The organism is Pseudoalteromonas sp. 23_GOM-1509m, assembly GCF_000518425.1.
GTDB classification, from domain to species: Bacteria; Pseudomonadota; Gammaproteobacteria; order Enterobacterales; family Alteromonadaceae; genus Pseudoalteromonas; species Pseudoalteromonas tetraodonis.
Map to the genome: position 1 here is coordinate 545876 of NZ_KI912432.1, position 16722 is coordinate 562597.

Genomic DNA, 16722 nt, shown 5'->3' on the forward strand with positions numbered 1-16722 from the left:
TTAAGCTGCCGCTAGGCCTTCTTTTGCTTTTGCTACAAGCGCTGCGAATGCAACTTGGTCGTAAACAGCGATATCTGCAAGGATCTTACGATCGATTTCTACAGATGTCTTTTTAAGACCATTGATAAAACGGCTGTAAGACAGACCATTTTGACGTGAAGCAGCATTGATACGTGCAATCCATAGTTGACGGAAAGTACGTTTCTTAGCACGGCGGTCACGGTAAGCGTATTGGCCCGCTTTAGTAACAGCCTGGAAAGCTACGCGGTAAACACGTGAACGTGCTCCGTAGTAACCTTTCGCTTGTTTTAAAACTTTTTTGTGACGTGCACGTGCGACAACGCCGCGTTTAACTCTTGCCATTTCTAAAAACCCCTATTAAGCGAATGGTAACATACGTGAAACTAGACCATGGTCATTTTTATGAACCATCATCTTAGGACGTAGGTGTAACTTACGCTTAGAAGTTTTCTTAGTCAGAATGTGACGAAGATGCGCTTGTTTACGCTTGAAACCGCCAGAAGCAGTCTTTTTGAAACGCTTAGCTGCGCCTCTGTGACTTTTTAGCTTGTAAGCCATTGCAATAACTCCAATTGTATTGCTTTAAAATTAGTAAGAAGGCGTGAGATATATTGCTATAGCTCCACTTTAAAGGCCTAACTTACTGCTATGTTCCGGTGAAAACCCGATATAAATACCGCAGTTTTACTTTAAAACCGGTTAACTCAGGTGGACATTTTCACATCACTTGCAAACCTGAGCTAAATTCGGTGCGTATTATCGCCTAATTATTACTTTTTAGCAACCGGTGCCATCATCATAACCATTTGACGACCTTCAACACGATTTGGGAAAGACTCAACAACTGCTAACTCTTCTAAATCGGTTTTAATACGGTTTAATAATTCGATACCAATTTCTTGGTGAGCCATTTCACGACCACGGAAGCGGATAGTTATCTTAGCTTTATCGCCAGCTTCTAAGAACTTACGTAAGTTGCGCAGCTTAACCTGATAATCGCCTTCATCCGTTCCCGGACGGAATTTGATTTCTTTAATCTGGATTTGCTTTTGCTTCTTCTTCTGCTCTTTTAGTTCTTTGCTTTTTTCAAAGATGAACTTACCGTAGTCCATAACCTTACAAACAGGCGGCTCAGCGTTTGGACTGATCTCTACAAGATCAACACCCGCTGCATCAGCCATAGCTTGCGCGTCTTTTAATGACTGAATTCCAGCTTGTTCGCCGTCGATGTCGATTAAACGAACTTCTAGCGCTGTAATTTCTTCGTTAATACGATTTTTTTGAGCTGTTTGTTGCCCTTTCTTGCCGCCTCTAATGGTACGTTCCTCCAAGAATATCAATAATATAAGCGTGTAGTTGGCCGTTTGTGATTGCCCTACACGCTCGATTTTTACTGTCGATTTTTGATTTCTTCACTGATTTTAGCGATAAAATCATCGACATTAAATTTGCCTAGGTCTTCACCTGTGCGAGTTCGTACTGCTACTTCTTGTTGTTCAACTTCTTTATCGCCAACAACCAGTAAGTAAGGAATACGCTTAAGTGTATGTTCTCGGATTTTAAAGCCAATCTTCTCATTTCTCAAGTCAGCAGCGGCTCTAATTCCAAGTTTATTTAATTTTTGTACAATTTCCTGCACATAAGGTGCTTGTTTATCGGTGATATTCATAATCACCACTTGCTTAGGCGCAAGCCACGTTGGGAATAAACCAGCGTACTCTTCTGTTAAGATACCGATAAAGCGCTCAATAGACCCTAAAATAGCGCGGTGTATCATAACAGGTGTGCGACGTTCGTTATTTTCAGCTACATAAGTAGCGCCCAAACGACCCGGTAATGCAAAATCTAGTTGCACTGTACCACACTGCCACGCTCTGTCTAAGCAATCGTACAAAGTAAATTCAATTTTAGGGCCATAAAACGCCCCTTCACCTGGTAAATAATCAAATTCAATGTCATTTGCTTTAAGTGCGTCAGCAAGTGCAAGCTCTGCTTTGTCCCACATTTCATCTTCGCCAATACGTTGCTCTGGGCGAGTTGAAAGTTTAACTACAATTTTTTCGAAACCAAATGTTTCATAGGTATCGTAAACCATTTTAATACAGGCCGATACTTCATCCATGATTTGCTCTTCAGTACAGAATACATGCGCATCATCTTGAGTAAAGCCACGCACACGCATTAAACCGTGAAGTGCGCCTGATGGCTCATTACGGTGACAACAACCAAACTCAGCCATACGCAGTGGTAAATCACGGTATGATTTTAAACCTTGGTTAAATATTTGTACGTGACCTGGACAGTTCATTGGCTTGATTGCGTATTCACGCTTTTCAGATTCCGTGGTAAACATGGCTTCTGAATACTTTTCCCAATGCCCTGATTTTTCCCACAAAGAGCGATCCATCATCATTGGACCTTTCACTTCTTCGTATTGGTACTCACGTAATTTTTCACGCACAAACTCTTCTAGCTCGCGGTAAATGCTCCAACCATCGTTGTGCCAAAACACCATACCAGGCGCTTCTTCTTGCCAGTGCCATAAATCGAGTGCTTTACCGATACGACGGTGATCGCGCTTCTCAGCCTCTTCTAAACGCTTTAAATACGCTTTAAGTTGCTTTTTATCGCCCCATGCTGTGCCGTAAATACGCTGTAGCATTTTGTTTTCAGAATCACCGCGCCAGTATGCGCCGGCCACTTTCATAATTTTGAAGTTTTGACAAAATTTCATGTTTGGCACATGAGGACCACGACACATATCGATGTATTCTTCGTGATGATATAAACCTGGACGGTCATCTTGTGCGATATTTTCGTCTAGTATTTCAATTTTGTATGTTTCGCCACGCGCTGCAAAAGTGTCGCGCGCTTCTTGCCAGCTAACGGTTTTTTTCACTACGTCGTAGTTTGTTTTTGCAAGCTGTAGCATACGTTTTTCAATGGCATCAAGATCATCTTGAGATAACGAATGTTCCATATCAATATCGTAGTAAAAACCGTTATCAATTGTTGGACCAATCGCCATTTTTGCATCAGGAAAAAGTTGTTTAACAGCATGACCAATTAAGTGCGCACACGAGTGGCGAATAATCTCTAGGCCATCGTCGTCTTTTGCGGTAATGATCTCAAGACGAGAATCGTCACTAATTAAATCACACGCATCTACGCGTTCGCCATTAACACGACCCGCAATGGTGGCTTTAGCAAGACCAGGGCCTATATCGTTTGCTACATCAAGAGTGCTTACAGGGTTTTCAAAACTACGCTGACTACCGTCAGGAAGAGTAATAACTGGCATTATAAATCCTTACATACAGTGGTGACACCTACAATGTATCACGTGTATTTTTAATTAATTAAATGAGAATGACTCGACAACGCTTTTACGAATAAGCATTGACTATTTTTCGCCAAAAATGGCTAATGTAGATGCTGAGTCTGCTCAACTACAAGAGAGTTATTGTCGCGTGCTGCAGCATTAATTACAAGTTTTAAGCTATTAAAAACCACCCAATTTTACCATAAAAGTGCAATTAATAACGTTTAATAGGAGTCTGTTGGCTTTCTATATTAGGATTTGTTCAATCTAGGGGCGATTTAGTTAAAGCCCGGGAGCTATCACCTGGCGCTAAGTAAAAAATTGAGCAACGCTCACACCTATTTAAAGTAAACAAACCATAGCGCTGTCTTGGCTAAAAAAAGGAGGGCTGCACATTTAGCCGCAAAGATAAACAGACCTTGTTACATCAAAATGACGAATGGACGTTAAGCGCTAACAAAAACACCACTGTAAGTGCTTAAACTCGCATTTTAATGCGTGTTGCGTATAATAACGGGTAATTAAGTTATAGTAGAGATTAGCAATGAGAACATGTGGTGTAGAAATTACCGGTAGTGATGTACTACTTTGTATTTTAAGTAAAGATAATGACGTTTTTGATATTCGTGATGTGCGCCAAACACGCTTTACCTTAGGTAACGGTAACGACACTGAAGTAATGCGTAAGTTTCAGTTTGATTTTGCCAAGTTAATGCAAGATTACCAAATTGATTCGGTTGCCATTCGCGAACGCCAACCTAAAGGTAAGTTTGCTGGCAGCGCTAAAGGATTCAAAATGGAAACCGCTATTCAGTTAATCGATAATCTCGATGTACGCGTGTTTTCAACCACCGAAATAAAAGAACAAGTAAAACGTAATCCGATACCTATCGCGTTTGAAGACACCGGTCTTAAAAAGTATCAAGAAAATGCATTTGTTAATGCTTACGTTTACATCATGAAAAAAACGTATCGCAGCGACGAAATGTAAATTAATTACATCCTTATAAAAACGCGTATTCGCTAGAGAGTACGCGTTTTTTTGTCTTTAAATTCTACATAAAAACAGTAATACCAATTCGCTTAACTAAGTGATCTAATTTGAGGGAGGAAAATCGTGTCGATATCAAAGCAAAAATTTCGTTAGTTAGTTGTTCTAAATGAGAAATTTTTAACACAGCTAGCGTCTGATTTGCCCCCTCAAAATGATTTAGTATTATTGCCGATTGGTATAATACATTAGTCTAACCCTCTTCCTTTTGTCGACAATTCGTGTTTATTTAAACAGCAGGCCTCTCAAAAATAAAAACATGGAGTATGTCATGAAAGCGACACAAAAAGTGATAAAAGAAGTAGAGCAAATAAACACTATACCGCTATCAAGCAGCTATTTTAAAGGAATTCAGAGCACACCATTAGTAGAACAAACCATAGGCGATTACTTTGACGCCATTGTCGACAATAACCCAGACGCTCTGGCCGTAGTCGTTGCCCATCAAAATATACGTTTAAGCTATAAGCAATTTCAACAGCAGATTAATCAACTTGCTATGGGGTTACTGGCTTTAGGGGTAAAACCTGGTGAACGGGTCGGTATTTGGTCACCGAACAATATACAGTGGTGCTTAACACAATTTGCCACCGCTAAAATAGGTGCCATTATGGTATGCATTAACCCAGCTTACCGCCCTAGTGAACTGCAATATGCACTAAACAGTGTGGAATGCTCTACGCTTATAACCGCCACTGAATTTAAAGGCAGCCAGTATATTAATATGCTGCAAAGTTTAGCTCCTGAGCTTAGCGGTTGTAACAAAGGTGAGTTAACCGCAGTCAAATTACCCACTTTAAAAAATGTAATTTGTATTGGTGATGAACCCGTCGATGGGATGTTTTCCTTTAATGAGGTTATGAGCATGCCCACCGATGCACATAAATTAGAACTGCAAGCGGTGGCCAAAACCCTCGATTGCAATCAAGATATCAATATTCAATTTACCTCTGGCACAACAGGAAACCCTAAAGGGGCTACGTTGACGCATAAAAATATATTGAATAATGCGCTTTTAGTCGCACAAGCTATGCACTTTACTGAGCGCGATAAGCTCTGTATTCCTGTTCCGCTATATCACTGCTTTGGCATGGTATTAGGCAGTTTATTGTGTGTCAGTAAAGGGGCCGCTGCAATTTATCCAAGTGATTCTTTTGATCCAAAAACTACATTAGAGGTGGTACAACAAGAAAAATGCACCGGCCTTCATGGTGTACCCACTATGTTTATAAGCGAGTTAGAGCTTAATAACTTTAACGAGTATGACTTAAGTACACTGCGAACGGGTGTTATGGCCGGCTCAACTTGTCCTGAACAGGTGATGCGTAAAGTACAAACACTCATGAATATGAATCAGGTGGTAATTGCCTATGGGCAAACAGAATGCAGCCCAATTAATAACATTACCGAAACCGACTCTTCTATTGAGCGTCAAGTCACTACGGTTGGCCGAGCACTTGCACACACCGAAGTAAAAATTATTGATGAGGTTGGTGACATTCAAAAAATCGGGCAGCCTGGTGAAGTATGTAGCCGTGGGGCCGGCATTATGCGTTGCTACTGGAATGATGAAGAGAAAACCAAAGCCACTATCGACAATGACGGCTGGCTGCACTCGGGCGATTTAGGGGTAATGGACAGTGAGGGCTTTGTCAGCATTGTTGGCAGAATTAAAGACATGATTATTCGTGGTGGTGAAAACATTTATCCGCGTGAAATTGAAGAAGTGCTTTACACCTATCCGGCTATACAAGACGCCGCTATTTTTGGCATTAGTGATGAAAAATTTGGCGAAGAAGTCTGTGCTTGGATCCAGCCTAAAGAAGGTGAAGTGCTTGATGAGCAAGCAATTCGTCTGTTTTTAAAGGACAAACTCGCCTACTTTAAACAACCTAAATACATTCGCTTTGTTGAAAATTACCCGATGACGGTAACCGGCAAATTGCAAAAATTTAAAATGCGTGAACAAATGCAAGAAGAGCTCGCCGAATCTGCATTTTCGTAAACCGATTCAATGCGAAGCACTATCAGCTTAGTGCTTTGCATTGTCTTACTCAATTTCAGGTTGTTTAGGGTCAACAAAATCGGTAATACTGATATTTCGTCCTGCATTTTTAGCTTTATAAACCCCTACATCAGCTGTTGCTAACAATGATTTTATTGAAGGTCTATATGTCGTGTATTGATCAATTGCAATACCGGCAGAGACAGTAATACGGTTAAAAGGTGAATATTGGTGTGCAATGGGGTCGTCTGCGAAGCACTTAGGTAAGTCACTTAACCAATCTAGCTCATTCGCTTGCAATGTTTTTACCAATATGAATTCTTCACCACCAAAACGCACCACAATATCAGCGTCACAATGCTTTAATCGGTTTGCTACTGCTATTAGTACGTTATCTCCCTCTAAGTGGCCGTAGTTATCGTTATATTTTTTAAAATAGTCGACATCAATCATGGCTAACCCTAAATATTGTGATGGCGCTAACTTGTTAATTAATGCTTTACAGCGCCGATCAAAACTATGCCGATTATGCATACCTGTTAACTGATCGGTGTTGGCTTTTTCCGTTTCAAATAACTCCGCTTTATATTGCTTTCTTAATAAGGTATCTAGTTGATATTGCACAATAGCCAATACAATCACCATGCTAAAATAAAAATAAAGTGTCCATACAATCGAAGTAGAAGAAAAAAGCTCAATAAGTATCAAGGCAATGCCGATTATTGACCATAAAACCAGTTTATGTCCTAAGTGCAGCATCGGTATGGCTATAAATGCAGCCGCTACAAGCATAGGCCCTCCCTCTTTCAACTCACCGTAACGCTGAACATATACCCAGAAGAAATAACTAAATAAAAAACAAAATAAAACCGCATAACTAAAAAAGCGCGAATGTAAGTACTCTGAACTTAGTTTTTTATTTATAATAATCAGAACTATCGATAGCAATACCATAACTACACGTAAAATTGTTATGGTTGAATTTGTAGGCTCTTGTTGATTAAACCAAGACATAAAAATAAAAGATAATAAAAAAAGTGTTACAAGGTAGAGTGATGCATCAGCAAGACGCATTGAGCTTTTATTAAGTTGATTTTGGAAGTCGTGCTCTGTCGCACTTGAAAAATAAAAAATTGCGGGAATAAGTCGCACCTGCACTCTCCTTAATAAGCTCACTGATCCTTATCCACACTATAGTTTATTGTTATTAATTAGCGAGTTAAATTTACCTTATTAAATAATATTATACGTTATTTTTGCTATATCCTGAACAATTCTTATTCAGGATATAACGAATAAAAGTAGAGAGTTAATTAAATAGCCGAGGCGCTACTATACAACGCCTTGTTCAATCATTGCATCGGCTACACGTCTAAAACCAGCGATGTTAGCGCCTAGTAATAGATTACCGGGCTGATCAAATTCTTTTGCGGTATCGCTTGCTGTTGTGAAAATATCTTTCATTATTTGCTTGAGCTTTTCATCAACTTCTTCAAACGTCCAGCTTTGCATACTGGCATTTTGCGCCATTTCTAGTTGGCTGGTTGCCACGCCACCGGCATTAGCCGCTTTACCCGGGCCATAGGCTATTTTTGCTTCAATAAAGCAATCAATCGCTTCTTTGGTTGAGGGCATATTGGCTCCTTCACATACTAATTTACAGCCATTATCAAGTAGCGCTTTTGCATCCGCTTCGGTCAATTCATTTTGCGTGGCGCAAGGGAATGCCGCATCCGCACTGTAGCGCCATACCGTATGACCATCCTCTGGGTAGTCATCGCGAGGCGTATACTTGGCTTGTGAATGACTATCTAAATAGTCACTTAAACACCCTCTTGATTGCTCTTTGAGCTGTTTTATCAGCTTTAAATCAATACCATTCTCATCATATAAAGTGCCTTTAGAGTCACTACAGGTAATTGGCGTTGCACCAAGTTGATATAACTTTTCCATGGCATAAATAGCCACATTACCAGAGCCTGAAATTAAACAGCGCTTACCTGATAAACTATCGTTACGCTCTTCAAGCATATTATTAGCAAAATAGGCAGCGCCATAGCCTGTGGCCTCTTTACGGGCAAGCGATCCACCCCAAAGTAAACTCTTACCCGTTAGCACCCCTTCATAACGCCCTGTTAAGCGTTTGTATTGACCAAACATATAGCCAATCTCTCTGGCGCCTACGCCAATATCGCCGGCAGGTACATCGGTAGTCGGGCCAATATGGCGGTATAGCTCGTTCATAAAGGATTGGCAAAAACGCATAATTTCGCCATCAGAGCGTCCTTTAGGATCAAAGTTCGCACCGCCTTTTCCCCCACCAATAGGCAAACCTGTTAGTGCATTTTTAAAAATTTGTTCAAAGCCTAAAAACTTTATAATGCTGGCATTTACACTCGGGTGAAAACGTAAGCCGCCTTTGTAAGGCCCTAACGCCGAATTAAATTCAATACGGTAGCCTTTATTCACTTGAATATTGCCCTCATCGTCAACCCAAGGCACACGAAACATTAGTTGGCGCTCTGGCTCTACCATTCTTTGAATAATTGCTTGTTGTTGGTAATGACTTGTTTGCGCAAATACAGGTTCAAGTGAGTCAAGCACTTCTTCCACTGCTTGATAAAACTCACATTGCGCAGGGCTCGTTTGTTTTAACTGCGCAATGGTTGTGTGTATATAATTCATATTTATTCTTCCATGTAGGTATTTTTTAATTTGAAATAGGAAAAATGATCAATGCTATTGTTAGTGAAGAAATTAATTATCCGATCATTATTTTCACACTTTAACATCATAGATAAACTGGATGCACGTGTTTGATGTTGAATTAAATTGTTGTTTCTTTTGTATAAAAACTCATTAAAAAAGAATTTATATGCTAAAAACACCCATTTGAATGAATAACACGTTAAAAGTATTAAAAAATAGTAAAACAAAATACGACTCTACATTTTTACGAGAGCGACAAAATAAACTGCTTTATGAGACTGAAGTTGTAGAAGGATAGACTGATAATTGAGTAAATGTGGAGAGGTCAAAATGGAGGTTGTATTCAACCTCCATAAAATGCATTAAGCTTTTTCGCCATCTGGGCGAAAAGTACGCTGTACACCAGTTAAAAATAAACGCAATATTTGATCGTTACACACACGGTAATGCTTGTTTTCAACTTTACGTGAAAATGCGCTTAGCTCATGTTTACTTAAATCAAAATCAACCAACGCCAAGGTCGCGATCACGTCTTCTGCTTTCATATTTAAAGCAATACGTAGCTTCATAAAAATAATATTGTTGTTCAATTTACTTTCAGGCTCTGGCTGCTCACCTTCACGCTTGCCGCGCTTGGTGTTTATAAAGCCATTTAAAAATACCGCAAATTCAGTGTCACTTATTGGGGTATACCCAGGCTCGCCCTCTTTAGTTAACCATGCAATCACCTGCTCAGTGCTTACGCTCTGCGCTGCTGCGGCGAAAACATCAACCATAGCTGAATCAGTTAAATCAAAGGTGTAGCGAATACGGCGTAAAATATCGTTATTTGTCAAAGTAAATCCCAAGGTAAATAAGCGCTCAGCAAACAAAAGCTGTTTAGTAGCGGCGCAGTTTATCAGAGTTACACTAAGCACCCTATTAAATACTGTGTTTAATTACCCAATACCTTTGCCGGATCTACGCGTGTTGCTTGCCATGCTGGATATAGCGTCGCCAATATCGCAAGCACAAAGGTGGCTATAACGGTCAACACAATATCTTGCCAAACTAATTTACTGGGCAAAAATTCGATAAAGTACACACCTTCTAGCGGGTTTTCACCCAGTAACAAGCTCAGCCAAGTAAATAGCTCACTAATATTAACTGCTAAAATCACGCCAACAATTGAGCCTAAAAGTACACCAACAAATGCTTGGGTTAAGCCTTGCATGACAAAAGTAGCCAATATGGTACTGTCTTTGGCACCCATGGTTTTTAAAATAGCAATATTGCCTTCTTTTTCACGCACTTCCATTACCAGTGAAGACACAATATTGAAACTCGCCACCGCGATAATTAAAAACACCACAATATAAACAATCGTGCGCACCATTTGAATATCTTGATACAAGCTACCTTGCGTTCTAAGCCAACTCGAAATATACACATAATCGGTAATAGTCTGGCCAACACGAAGCGCTATTTGATGCGCCGAAAACACATCATCAACACGCAAGCGTAACCCTGTTACTTGGCTTTGATCATAGCCTAAGGTTTGTTGTGCTTTGTTAAGATGAATAAAAGCAGCGCTGCTGTCGATTGGTCCGCCCATTTCTATAATGCCCGCAAGCGTGAGGGTAACACGTTTTGGGGCGAGTAATGACTGGCCTTTTTCACTAATTTGCGGGATTAACAAAGTCACATTATCACCTAATGCGATATTAAGTTGCTTAACAATTTGCTTGCCTAAAATAACATCATCACCTGTTAACTGGCTGACTAATTTACCTTGTGTAAATTGGTTAATGGCTGACACATCACCTTCCAACGAAGGCTCAACACCTCGGATCTCAACCGCTTTTAATTGGCTTTTAAATTGCGCCATACCATTAACGGCAATAAATGGGGCTGCGCCTGTTACGTGTGGTTGCTGTTTTAACTTTTCGACTTTAGTGGGCCAATCGGCAATTGGCCTACTTGGGGCAACATATTCAACTTGCGGCACTACACTTAATAAACGATGCACTAATTGCTGCTCAAACCCATTAATCACCGATAACGCCACAATTAACACGGCAACACCAAGTAAAATACCAATAGTGGATGCTTTGGCTATAAAACTTACGAAGGCATTTTTTTCATCTTTATGGCCTGAATAGGCTCTAAAGCGTTTACTAATAAAGGCACTAAGCAACATGGCTAGACTCTTTTATTGATAGTTTACCATCATCTAAGTACGCTATTTTACCCAGCTTATCTGCCAGTTCTAAATCATGAGTAACCACCACAAAGCTGGTGTTTAAACTTTTATTTAACTCATTAATTAAATCGTAAATTTTAATCGCATTTTGCTTATCTAAATTACCCGTTGGCTCATCAGCAAGCACCAGCGCAGGCTCTGTCACTAAAGCGCGTGCAATGGCAACACGCTGACGTTCACCACCAGAAAGAGCCGAAGGCTTATGGCTACTTCTATGTGCAAGGCCTACCTTATCTAGCATGTTAAGTGCTTTCGTTTTGGCTTCTTTCGCGCTCAACCCTTTTATGAGTAATGGCATGGCAACGTTTTCAACCGCACTAAATTCCATTAATAAATGGTGGAACTGATAAATAAACCCTAAGTTTTTATTTCTGAAAGCCGCTTGCTGCGAGCGAGATAACTTAGCAACGTCTTGGTTTTTTATTTTTGCACTACCCGCACTGGCCGTGTCTAAGGTGCCTAAAATATGTAACAAGGTGCTTTTACCTGAACCTGAGCTGCCAACAATTGCCAGCATTTCACCTTGCGTTAGGGCTAAATCAACCCCTTTTAATACCTCAACCTGATTTTGCCCGTCTTGGTACACCTTACTTATTTTTTCACAACTAATTACTAAATCATTCATAACGTAATACCTCTGCTGGGTTTACTTTAGCGGCTTGGCGCGCTGGATATAAAGTCGCTAAAAAGCTCATTGCTAAGCTTAAAACGGCAATAACACTTAAACTAACCACATCAAATTTGACGGGGAGTGAAATTCCCGATAGTAAATTTAAACCAACCAAAGCCAGCAGTTCATTTATATATAAGCTTAATAAAATACCTAAAAACGCACCCACGGCCGTGCCAATTACCCCGTTATAGAGCCCTTGTACCATAAATACGGTTTGCACTTGGCTTGGTGTGAGTCCTAATGTTTGCAAAATTGCTACTTCACTTTGTTTTTCACTGACCATCATGGTCAGTGCCGATACAATATTAAATACCGCCACCAGCACAATTAAGCCAAGGAGCATAGACATAATGCGTTTTTCCATCGCAACGGCGGCAAATAAGGTGCCTTGACTGCTTCGCCAGTCGTTGAGTTTAAAGTCATTGAGTATGTGTTGGCTGTCTTGCATAAACTGGTCAAGTGCAAACGGCTCATGCAGTGACACACTTAAATTAGGTACTGTATTGTTGCTAAGTTTTAAAACCCGTTGGAGTGATACGCCACTGGTAAATGCCAACCCCATGTCTATTTCAGAGCCAGTTTCATAAATAGCAGCAATTTTAAATAAACGTTGGCTTGGCATGCGCCCAAGTGGGGTGTACGTAGATGCGTTAGGCATAATTACACGTAACTTATCACCTAAGCCAACGCCAAGTTTGCGGCTTAAATAACGACTTATTGCAATATTATAATTATTGTTTAGTACATTTTGCCAATTGCCTTGGACTATTTTGTCGGTGATTTTATATAGCGAGCCGTTGTTGTCGTAAAGGCCTTGTAATAACACCCCGTGAAGATCTTTATTGGTTTGCAATATGGCTTCACCGTGGCGGTACAAACTAACATGATCAACATACGGTGATTGCTCAAGCGCAGATTTTAACGAATTCATTTGCGCTTTGGAGTGATCTTTGGCTTGCACTTCAACGTGTGGAATAAGCCCCAACATATTTGATTTTAAACTACTCTCAAAGCCGTTCATTACACTACTGACCGTAAAAAGCGCCATTAAACCAATCGCTATACCTGCAATAGAAAAAAACGAAATGAACGAAATAAACGCATTGCCTTTAGAGGAGCGGCTATATCTGAGTCCAATAAATAGGCTAACAGGTTGAAACATATTAATTAAAACATTAATGCCAAAAGTGTGGCGTTATAGTAGCACGAACTCAGCGCAATTGAATATCACCATAAATGTAAGAAATAATTTATAAATCTGATACTTGGCTATATTTTAAACAAGCCAGTAAATCCTGCTAAACTTTCAGCCCTTTTACTAAGTAATCAAGTAATACCCGCACATTAGTAGCCACAAATTGCCGTGGCGGATATAGACCCCACACGCCTTCTTGTTGTGGTTGGTATGCAGTTAATATAGGCACTAACTGACCGGATTTAATTTCATTTTCAATATAATAATCAGGCAACTGAACAATACCCAAACCTTTTTTAGCGCCGTCAACCAGTGCCCAGCCGCTATTACAATGCAATCGCCCTGCTACCTTAATATGTTTATCACGATTATTTTCATTTACTCGCCAATAACTACTATTGCCAATTAAACATTGATGATTATTAAGCTCCCCCAAAGTGTGAGGCTCACCAAAACGCGCTAAATATGCAGGTGAAGCACACATAATAAATCGTCGCGAGCTCAAGCGCCGCGCTTTTAAGCTTGAATCTTTTAAATGGCCTAGTCGAATGGCTAAATCAAAGCCCCCCTCTAATAAGTTTTCTTGCTCGTTAGAGAGCGTTGCGATTACTTCTACCTCTGGGTGATCATGCATAAATGAATGCACAATGGGCATAATAAAACTTTCACCATACATAACCGGTGCTGTTAATTTAATTTTACCTTTAGGTGAGGTTTGTACCGATGCTAAGCCTTGAGTGGCCTCGTCCATTGCGTGCTGTAAATGTTTAACTTGGTGTAAAAACTGCTCGCCCTCTTTGGTTAACACAACCTTTCGAGTGGTACGTGTTAATAATTGCGTATTTAACCGTTGTTCTAGCTTTGTAACATGGCGGCTAATATGAGCAACCGATAAACCTAACGTCTGTGCAGCTTGGGTAAAACTTCCCTCTTCGCCAACAGCAATAAACTCATCAATACCTTCCCAACGCATAATTATTACCATACTGTAAAAGTGTTTTATTAAATTGAAGATTATCATCTTCTGAGAAACAAATACAATAACCTCATCACCCAAACAGTATGGGTCTACAATTCATATTCGAACCACTACAAAGGATATACACATGTCTGAATTTATAAAATCAAAAGCAGCGATTGCCTGGGGCCCTAATCAGCCTTTAAGCATTGAAGAAGTTGATGTGATGATGCCTAAAAAAGGCGAAGTAATGGTAAAAATCACTGCCACTGGTGTATGCCATACAGACGCTTTTACTTTATCAGGTGAAGATCCTGAAGGTATTTTCCCCGCTATTTTAGGTCATGAAGGCGCTGGGGTGGTTTACGCTGTGGGCGAAGGCGTTTCAAGTGTAGAAGTTGGCGATCACGTTATTCCTTTATACACCGCAGAATGTGGTGAATGTAAAATGTGTACTTCAGGTAAAACAAACTTGTGTTCAGCAGTTCGCGAAACGCAAGGTAAAGGCTTAATGCCAGATGGCACCACTCGCTTTTTCAAAGATGGCGAGCCTATTTACCACTATATGGGTACATCTACATTTTCTGAATACACAGTATTGCCAGAAATCTCATTGGCTAAAGTAAACAAAGAAGCGTCGTTAGAAGAAATTTGTTTATTAGGCTGTGGTGTTACTACCGGTATGGGCGCTGTAACAAATACGGCTAAAGTAAAAGCGGGCGATACGGTGGCTATTTTTGGTTTAGGCGGTATTGGTTTATCTGCCATTATTGGCGCTAAAATGGCTGGTGCAAGCCGTATTATTGGTATTGATATTAATACCTCTAAATTTGACTTGGCGACCAAACTAGGTGCTACCGACTTAATTAATCCAAAAGACTTTGACAAGCCAATTCAAGAAGTCATTGTTGAGATGACCGATGGCGGTGTTGATTACTCATTTGAATGTATTGGTAATGTTGATGTAATGCGCTCTGCGCTTGAGTGTTGTCATAAGGGTTGGGGAGAGTCTGTGATTATTGGTGTAGCCGGTGCTGGCCAAGAAATTTCAACTCGTCCGTTCCAACTTGTTACTGGCCGTGTATGGCGTGGTAGCGCATTTGGTGGTGTTAAAGGCCGCTCACAACTTCCTGAAATTGTAGAGCGTTACATGGCGGGTGAATTTGCGCTAAACGACTTTATCACTCATACCATGAGCCTAGAAGAAATTAACGATGCCTTTGATTTAATGCATGAAGGTAAAAGTATTCGTACTGTAATTCATTACTAATACGCTCATTTCACTTAATTACCATCACAAGCCGTTGCTATTAAGTAACGGCTTTTAAGGATTGTTATGTTAGAAAATATTTCAACAGCGAAAGTCGCTGGCGGATGGCATAAGCAATACAGCCATAGCGCTTCAAGCACTCGTTGCACTATGCGTTTTGCAGTTTTTTTACCGCCAGGCGCCAGTGAAACCAATAAGGTGCCGGTACTGTACTGGTTATCAGGTTTAACCTGTACCGATGAAAACTTTATGCAGAAAGCAGGCGCATTTAAAAAAGCAGCGGAGCTGGGTATCGCCATTGTAGCGCCAGATACGAGCCCACGTGGTGATAACGTGCCAAACGAAGACAGCTATGATTTTGCACAAGGTGCTGGGTTTTACCTTAATGCCACAAAAGCGCCCTACAACACCCATTTTAATATGTATGATTACGTTGTTAATGAGTTACCGGCACTAATTGAGCAACACTTTCCTGTTACAGATAAAAAAGCAATTAGTGGTCATTCAATGGGCGGGCACGGCGCATTGATGATTGCACTTAAAAACCCACAATCGTACACCAGCGCTTCGGCATTTAGTCCTATTGTTAATCCTATGGCGTGTCCGTGGGGTGTAAAAGCATTTACAGGCTACTTAGGCGACGACAAAACAACGTGGGCACACTACGATACTTGCGAATTAATGCAACAAGCCGAGCAAGCTAACTATTTACCTGTGCTGGTAAGCCAAGGTGATGCTGATAACTTTTTAGAAGAGCAGCTTAAGCCGCAAAATTTGGTCGATATCGCTAATAAAAAAGCGTATCCGCTGCAGCTCGAAATGCACGCTGGCTACGATCATAGTTACTTTTTTATTAGTAGCTTTATAGACCAACACTTATTATTTCATCATCAGTTTTTATCGGCTTAGATTCATTACTGTGTAGAGTAGATTTATCTACTTCTACACATTCTTTAAGATTTTTTGTGATCTGTCGGCATTTTCTAATGGTGCCGTCATCTCCTTTTACTAAATCAAATACTGCAGAGTCTATTTTTAAACCAAGCTCGGTAAAAGAAAATCCCTCTTTGTTTACAGGAACAGGCTCTAGTGGGTTTTTATAAGGAGTGGAACGAGCAGGATTATTCATGCTTTGGTTATCATCTGCATTTGAAACAGCTTGCCCATCCAATACAGCACCAAAAAAGGTACAACCATTGAGCATAGTTAATACCGATAAAATGAGTGTTTTTTGCATTTTTAGCCTTTTAATACTGTGTACATCATTACGTTCTTG

Annotated in this window: 16 protein-coding genes; 4 read left to right on the forward strand and 12 right to left on the reverse strand. The window is 40.3% G+C overall.

The window, feature by feature from the left end; genetic code table 11:
* The 4 genes from rplT to thrS all read right to left on the reverse strand — a co-directional run bounded on the left by rplT (position 1) and on the right by thrS (position 3322).
* Positions 1-363, reverse strand: coding sequence for a 50S ribosomal protein L20 (gene rplT, locus N523_RS0113105; RefSeq protein ID WP_008110477.1), 363 nt, complete (start codon positions 361-363; stop codon positions 1-3).
* A 15-nt stretch (positions 364-378) separates the two neighbouring features.
* Complete coding sequence (gene rpmI / locus N523_RS0113110; RefSeq protein ID WP_004587840.1) at positions 379-579, reverse strand: 50S ribosomal protein L35; 201 nt, start codon at positions 577-579, stop codon at positions 379-381.
* A 212-nt stretch (positions 580-791) separates the two neighbouring features.
* A complete protein-coding gene (infC, locus tag N523_RS0113115; RefSeq protein WP_008110479.1) occupies positions 792-1352 on the reverse strand; it encodes a translation initiation factor IF-3 in 561 nt (186 codons plus the stop codon).
* A gap of 59 nt (positions 1353-1411) precedes the next feature.
* Positions 1412-3322 carry a threonine--tRNA ligase gene (thrS, locus tag N523_RS0113120; protein WP_028835292.1) on the reverse strand — a complete coding sequence of 637 codons (1911 nt, stop codon included), beginning with the start codon at positions 3320-3322 and terminating at the stop codon, positions 1412-1414.
* A gap of 565 nt (positions 3323-3887) precedes the next feature.
* On the opposite strand from thrS, the gene N523_RS0113125 reads away from it, so the two are divergent.
* Both N523_RS0113125 and N523_RS0113130 read left to right on the forward strand, forming a co-directional pair.
* On the forward strand, positions 3888-4334 hold the full coding sequence (locus N523_RS0113125) for a DUF3010 family protein (protein WP_008110482.1): 447 nt from the start codon (positions 3888-3890) through the stop codon (positions 4332-4334).
* 331 nt (positions 4335-4665) lie between these two features.
* Entirely contained in the window at positions 4666-6399 is a 1734-nt protein-coding gene (locus N523_RS0113130) for an AMP-binding protein (RefSeq protein WP_028835293.1), read from the forward strand.
* A 45-nt stretch (positions 6400-6444) separates the two neighbouring features.
* Here the strand turns inward: N523_RS0113130 and N523_RS0113135 are convergent, their stop codons facing one another.
* The 7 genes from N523_RS0113135 to N523_RS0113165 all read right to left on the reverse strand — a co-directional run bounded on the left by N523_RS0113135 (position 6445) and on the right by N523_RS0113165 (position 14194).
* Positions 6445-7551, reverse strand: a complete 1107-nt coding sequence (locus N523_RS0113135) for a GGDEF domain-containing protein (protein WP_028835294.1) — start codon at positions 7549-7551, stop codon at positions 6445-6447.
* A 180-nt stretch (positions 7552-7731) separates the two neighbouring features.
* Positions 7732-9084: an NADP-specific glutamate dehydrogenase gene (gdhA, locus tag N523_RS0113140; RefSeq protein ID WP_028835295.1), complete on the reverse strand. Its 1353-nt coding sequence runs from the start codon at positions 9082-9084 to the stop codon at positions 7732-7734.
* A 386-nt stretch (positions 9085-9470) separates the two neighbouring features.
* Positions 9471-9944: a DUF1456 family protein gene (locus N523_RS0113145; RefSeq protein WP_024601041.1), complete on the reverse strand. Its 474-nt coding sequence runs from the start codon at positions 9942-9944 to the stop codon at positions 9471-9473.
* Between the two features lie 98 nt (positions 9945-10042).
* Positions 10043-11287 (reverse strand): lipoprotein-releasing ABC transporter permease subunit, encoded by a 1245-nt coding sequence (locus N523_RS0113150; RefSeq protein ID WP_028835296.1) that lies wholly within the window; start codon positions 11285-11287, stop codon positions 10043-10045.
* The gene (gene lolD / locus N523_RS0113155) at positions 11277-11975 is read right to left on the reverse strand and encodes a lipoprotein-releasing ABC transporter ATP-binding protein LolD (protein WP_028835297.1); all 699 of its coding nucleotides are present in this window, start codon (positions 11973-11975) and stop codon (positions 11277-11279) included. The genes N523_RS0113150 and lolD overlap by 11 nt, the downstream gene beginning before the upstream one ends.
* Positions 11968-13185: a lipoprotein-releasing ABC transporter permease subunit gene (locus N523_RS0113160; RefSeq protein ID WP_028835298.1), complete on the reverse strand. Its 1218-nt coding sequence runs from the start codon at positions 13183-13185 to the stop codon at positions 11968-11970. The genes lolD and N523_RS0113160 overlap by 8 nt, the downstream gene beginning before the upstream one ends.
* 136 nt (positions 13186-13321) lie before the next feature.
* Positions 13322-14194 carry a LysR family transcriptional regulator gene (locus N523_RS0113165; protein WP_028835299.1) on the reverse strand — a complete coding sequence of 291 codons (873 nt, stop codon included), beginning with the start codon at positions 14192-14194 and terminating at the stop codon, positions 13322-13324.
* Between the two features lie 130 nt (positions 14195-14324).
* Between N523_RS0113165 and N523_RS0113170 the strand changes: the two genes are divergently transcribed.
* Together N523_RS0113170 and fghA are read left to right on the forward strand one after the other, a co-directional pair.
* On the forward strand, positions 14325-15446 hold the full coding sequence (locus tag N523_RS0113170) for an S-(hydroxymethyl)glutathione dehydrogenase/class III alcohol dehydrogenase (protein WP_028835300.1): 1122 nt from the start codon (positions 14325-14327) through the stop codon (positions 15444-15446).
* 66 nt (positions 15447-15512) lie between these two features.
* Positions 15513-16355: an S-formylglutathione hydrolase gene (gene fghA, locus N523_RS0113175; protein WP_028835301.1), complete on the forward strand. Its 843-nt coding sequence runs from the start codon at positions 15513-15515 to the stop codon at positions 16353-16355.
* On the opposite strand, the gene N523_RS0113180 is transcribed toward fghA, so the two are convergent.
* Entirely contained in the window at positions 16309-16683 is a 375-nt protein-coding gene (locus tag N523_RS0113180; protein WP_028835302.1) for a hypothetical protein, read from the reverse strand. The two genes, fghA and N523_RS0113180, sit on opposite strands and share 47 nt — an antisense overlap.
* Positions 16684-16722 lie beyond the last annotated feature (39 nt).

Coding starts and splice junctions, on each gene's coding strand:
- rplT (WP_008110477.1), bottom strand. CDS start 363: ATGGCAAGAGTTAAACGCGGCGTTGTCGCACGTGCACGTCACAAAAAA.
- rpmI (WP_004587840.1), bottom strand. CDS start 579: ATGGCTTACAAGCTAAAAAGTCACAGAGGCGCAGCTAAGCGTTTCAAA.
- thrS (WP_028835292.1), bottom strand. CDS start 3,322: ATGCCAGTTATTACTCTTCCTGACGGTAGTCAGCGTAGTTTTGAAAAC.
- N523_RS0113125 (WP_008110482.1), top strand. CDS start 3,888: ATGAGAACATGTGGTGTAGAAATTACCGGTAGTGATGTACTACTTTGT.
- N523_RS0113130 (WP_028835293.1), top strand. CDS start 4,666: ATGAAAGCGACACAAAAAGTGATAAAAGAAGTAGAGCAAATAAACACT.
- gdhA (WP_028835295.1), bottom strand. CDS start 9,084: ATGAATTATATACACACAACCATTGCGCAGTTAAAACAAACGAGCCCT.
- N523_RS0113150 (WP_028835296.1), bottom strand. CDS start 11,287: ATGTTGCTTAGTGCCTTTATTAGTAAACGCTTTAGAGCCTATTCAGGC.
- lolD (WP_028835297.1), bottom strand. CDS start 11,975: ATGAATGATTTAGTAATTAGTTGTGAAAAAATAAGTAAGGTGTACCAA.
- N523_RS0113160 (WP_028835298.1), bottom strand. CDS start 13,185: ATGTTTCAACCTGTTAGCCTATTTATTGGACTCAGATATAGCCGCTCC.
- N523_RS0113170 (WP_028835300.1), top strand. CDS start 14,325: ATGTCTGAATTTATAAAATCAAAAGCAGCGATTGCCTGGGGCCCTAAT.
- fghA (WP_028835301.1), top strand. CDS start 15,513: ATGTTAGAAAATATTTCAACAGCGAAAGTCGCTGGCGGATGGCATAAG.
- N523_RS0113180 (WP_028835302.1), bottom strand. CDS start 16,683: ATGCAAAAAACACTCATTTTATCGGTATTAACTATGCTCAATGGTTGT.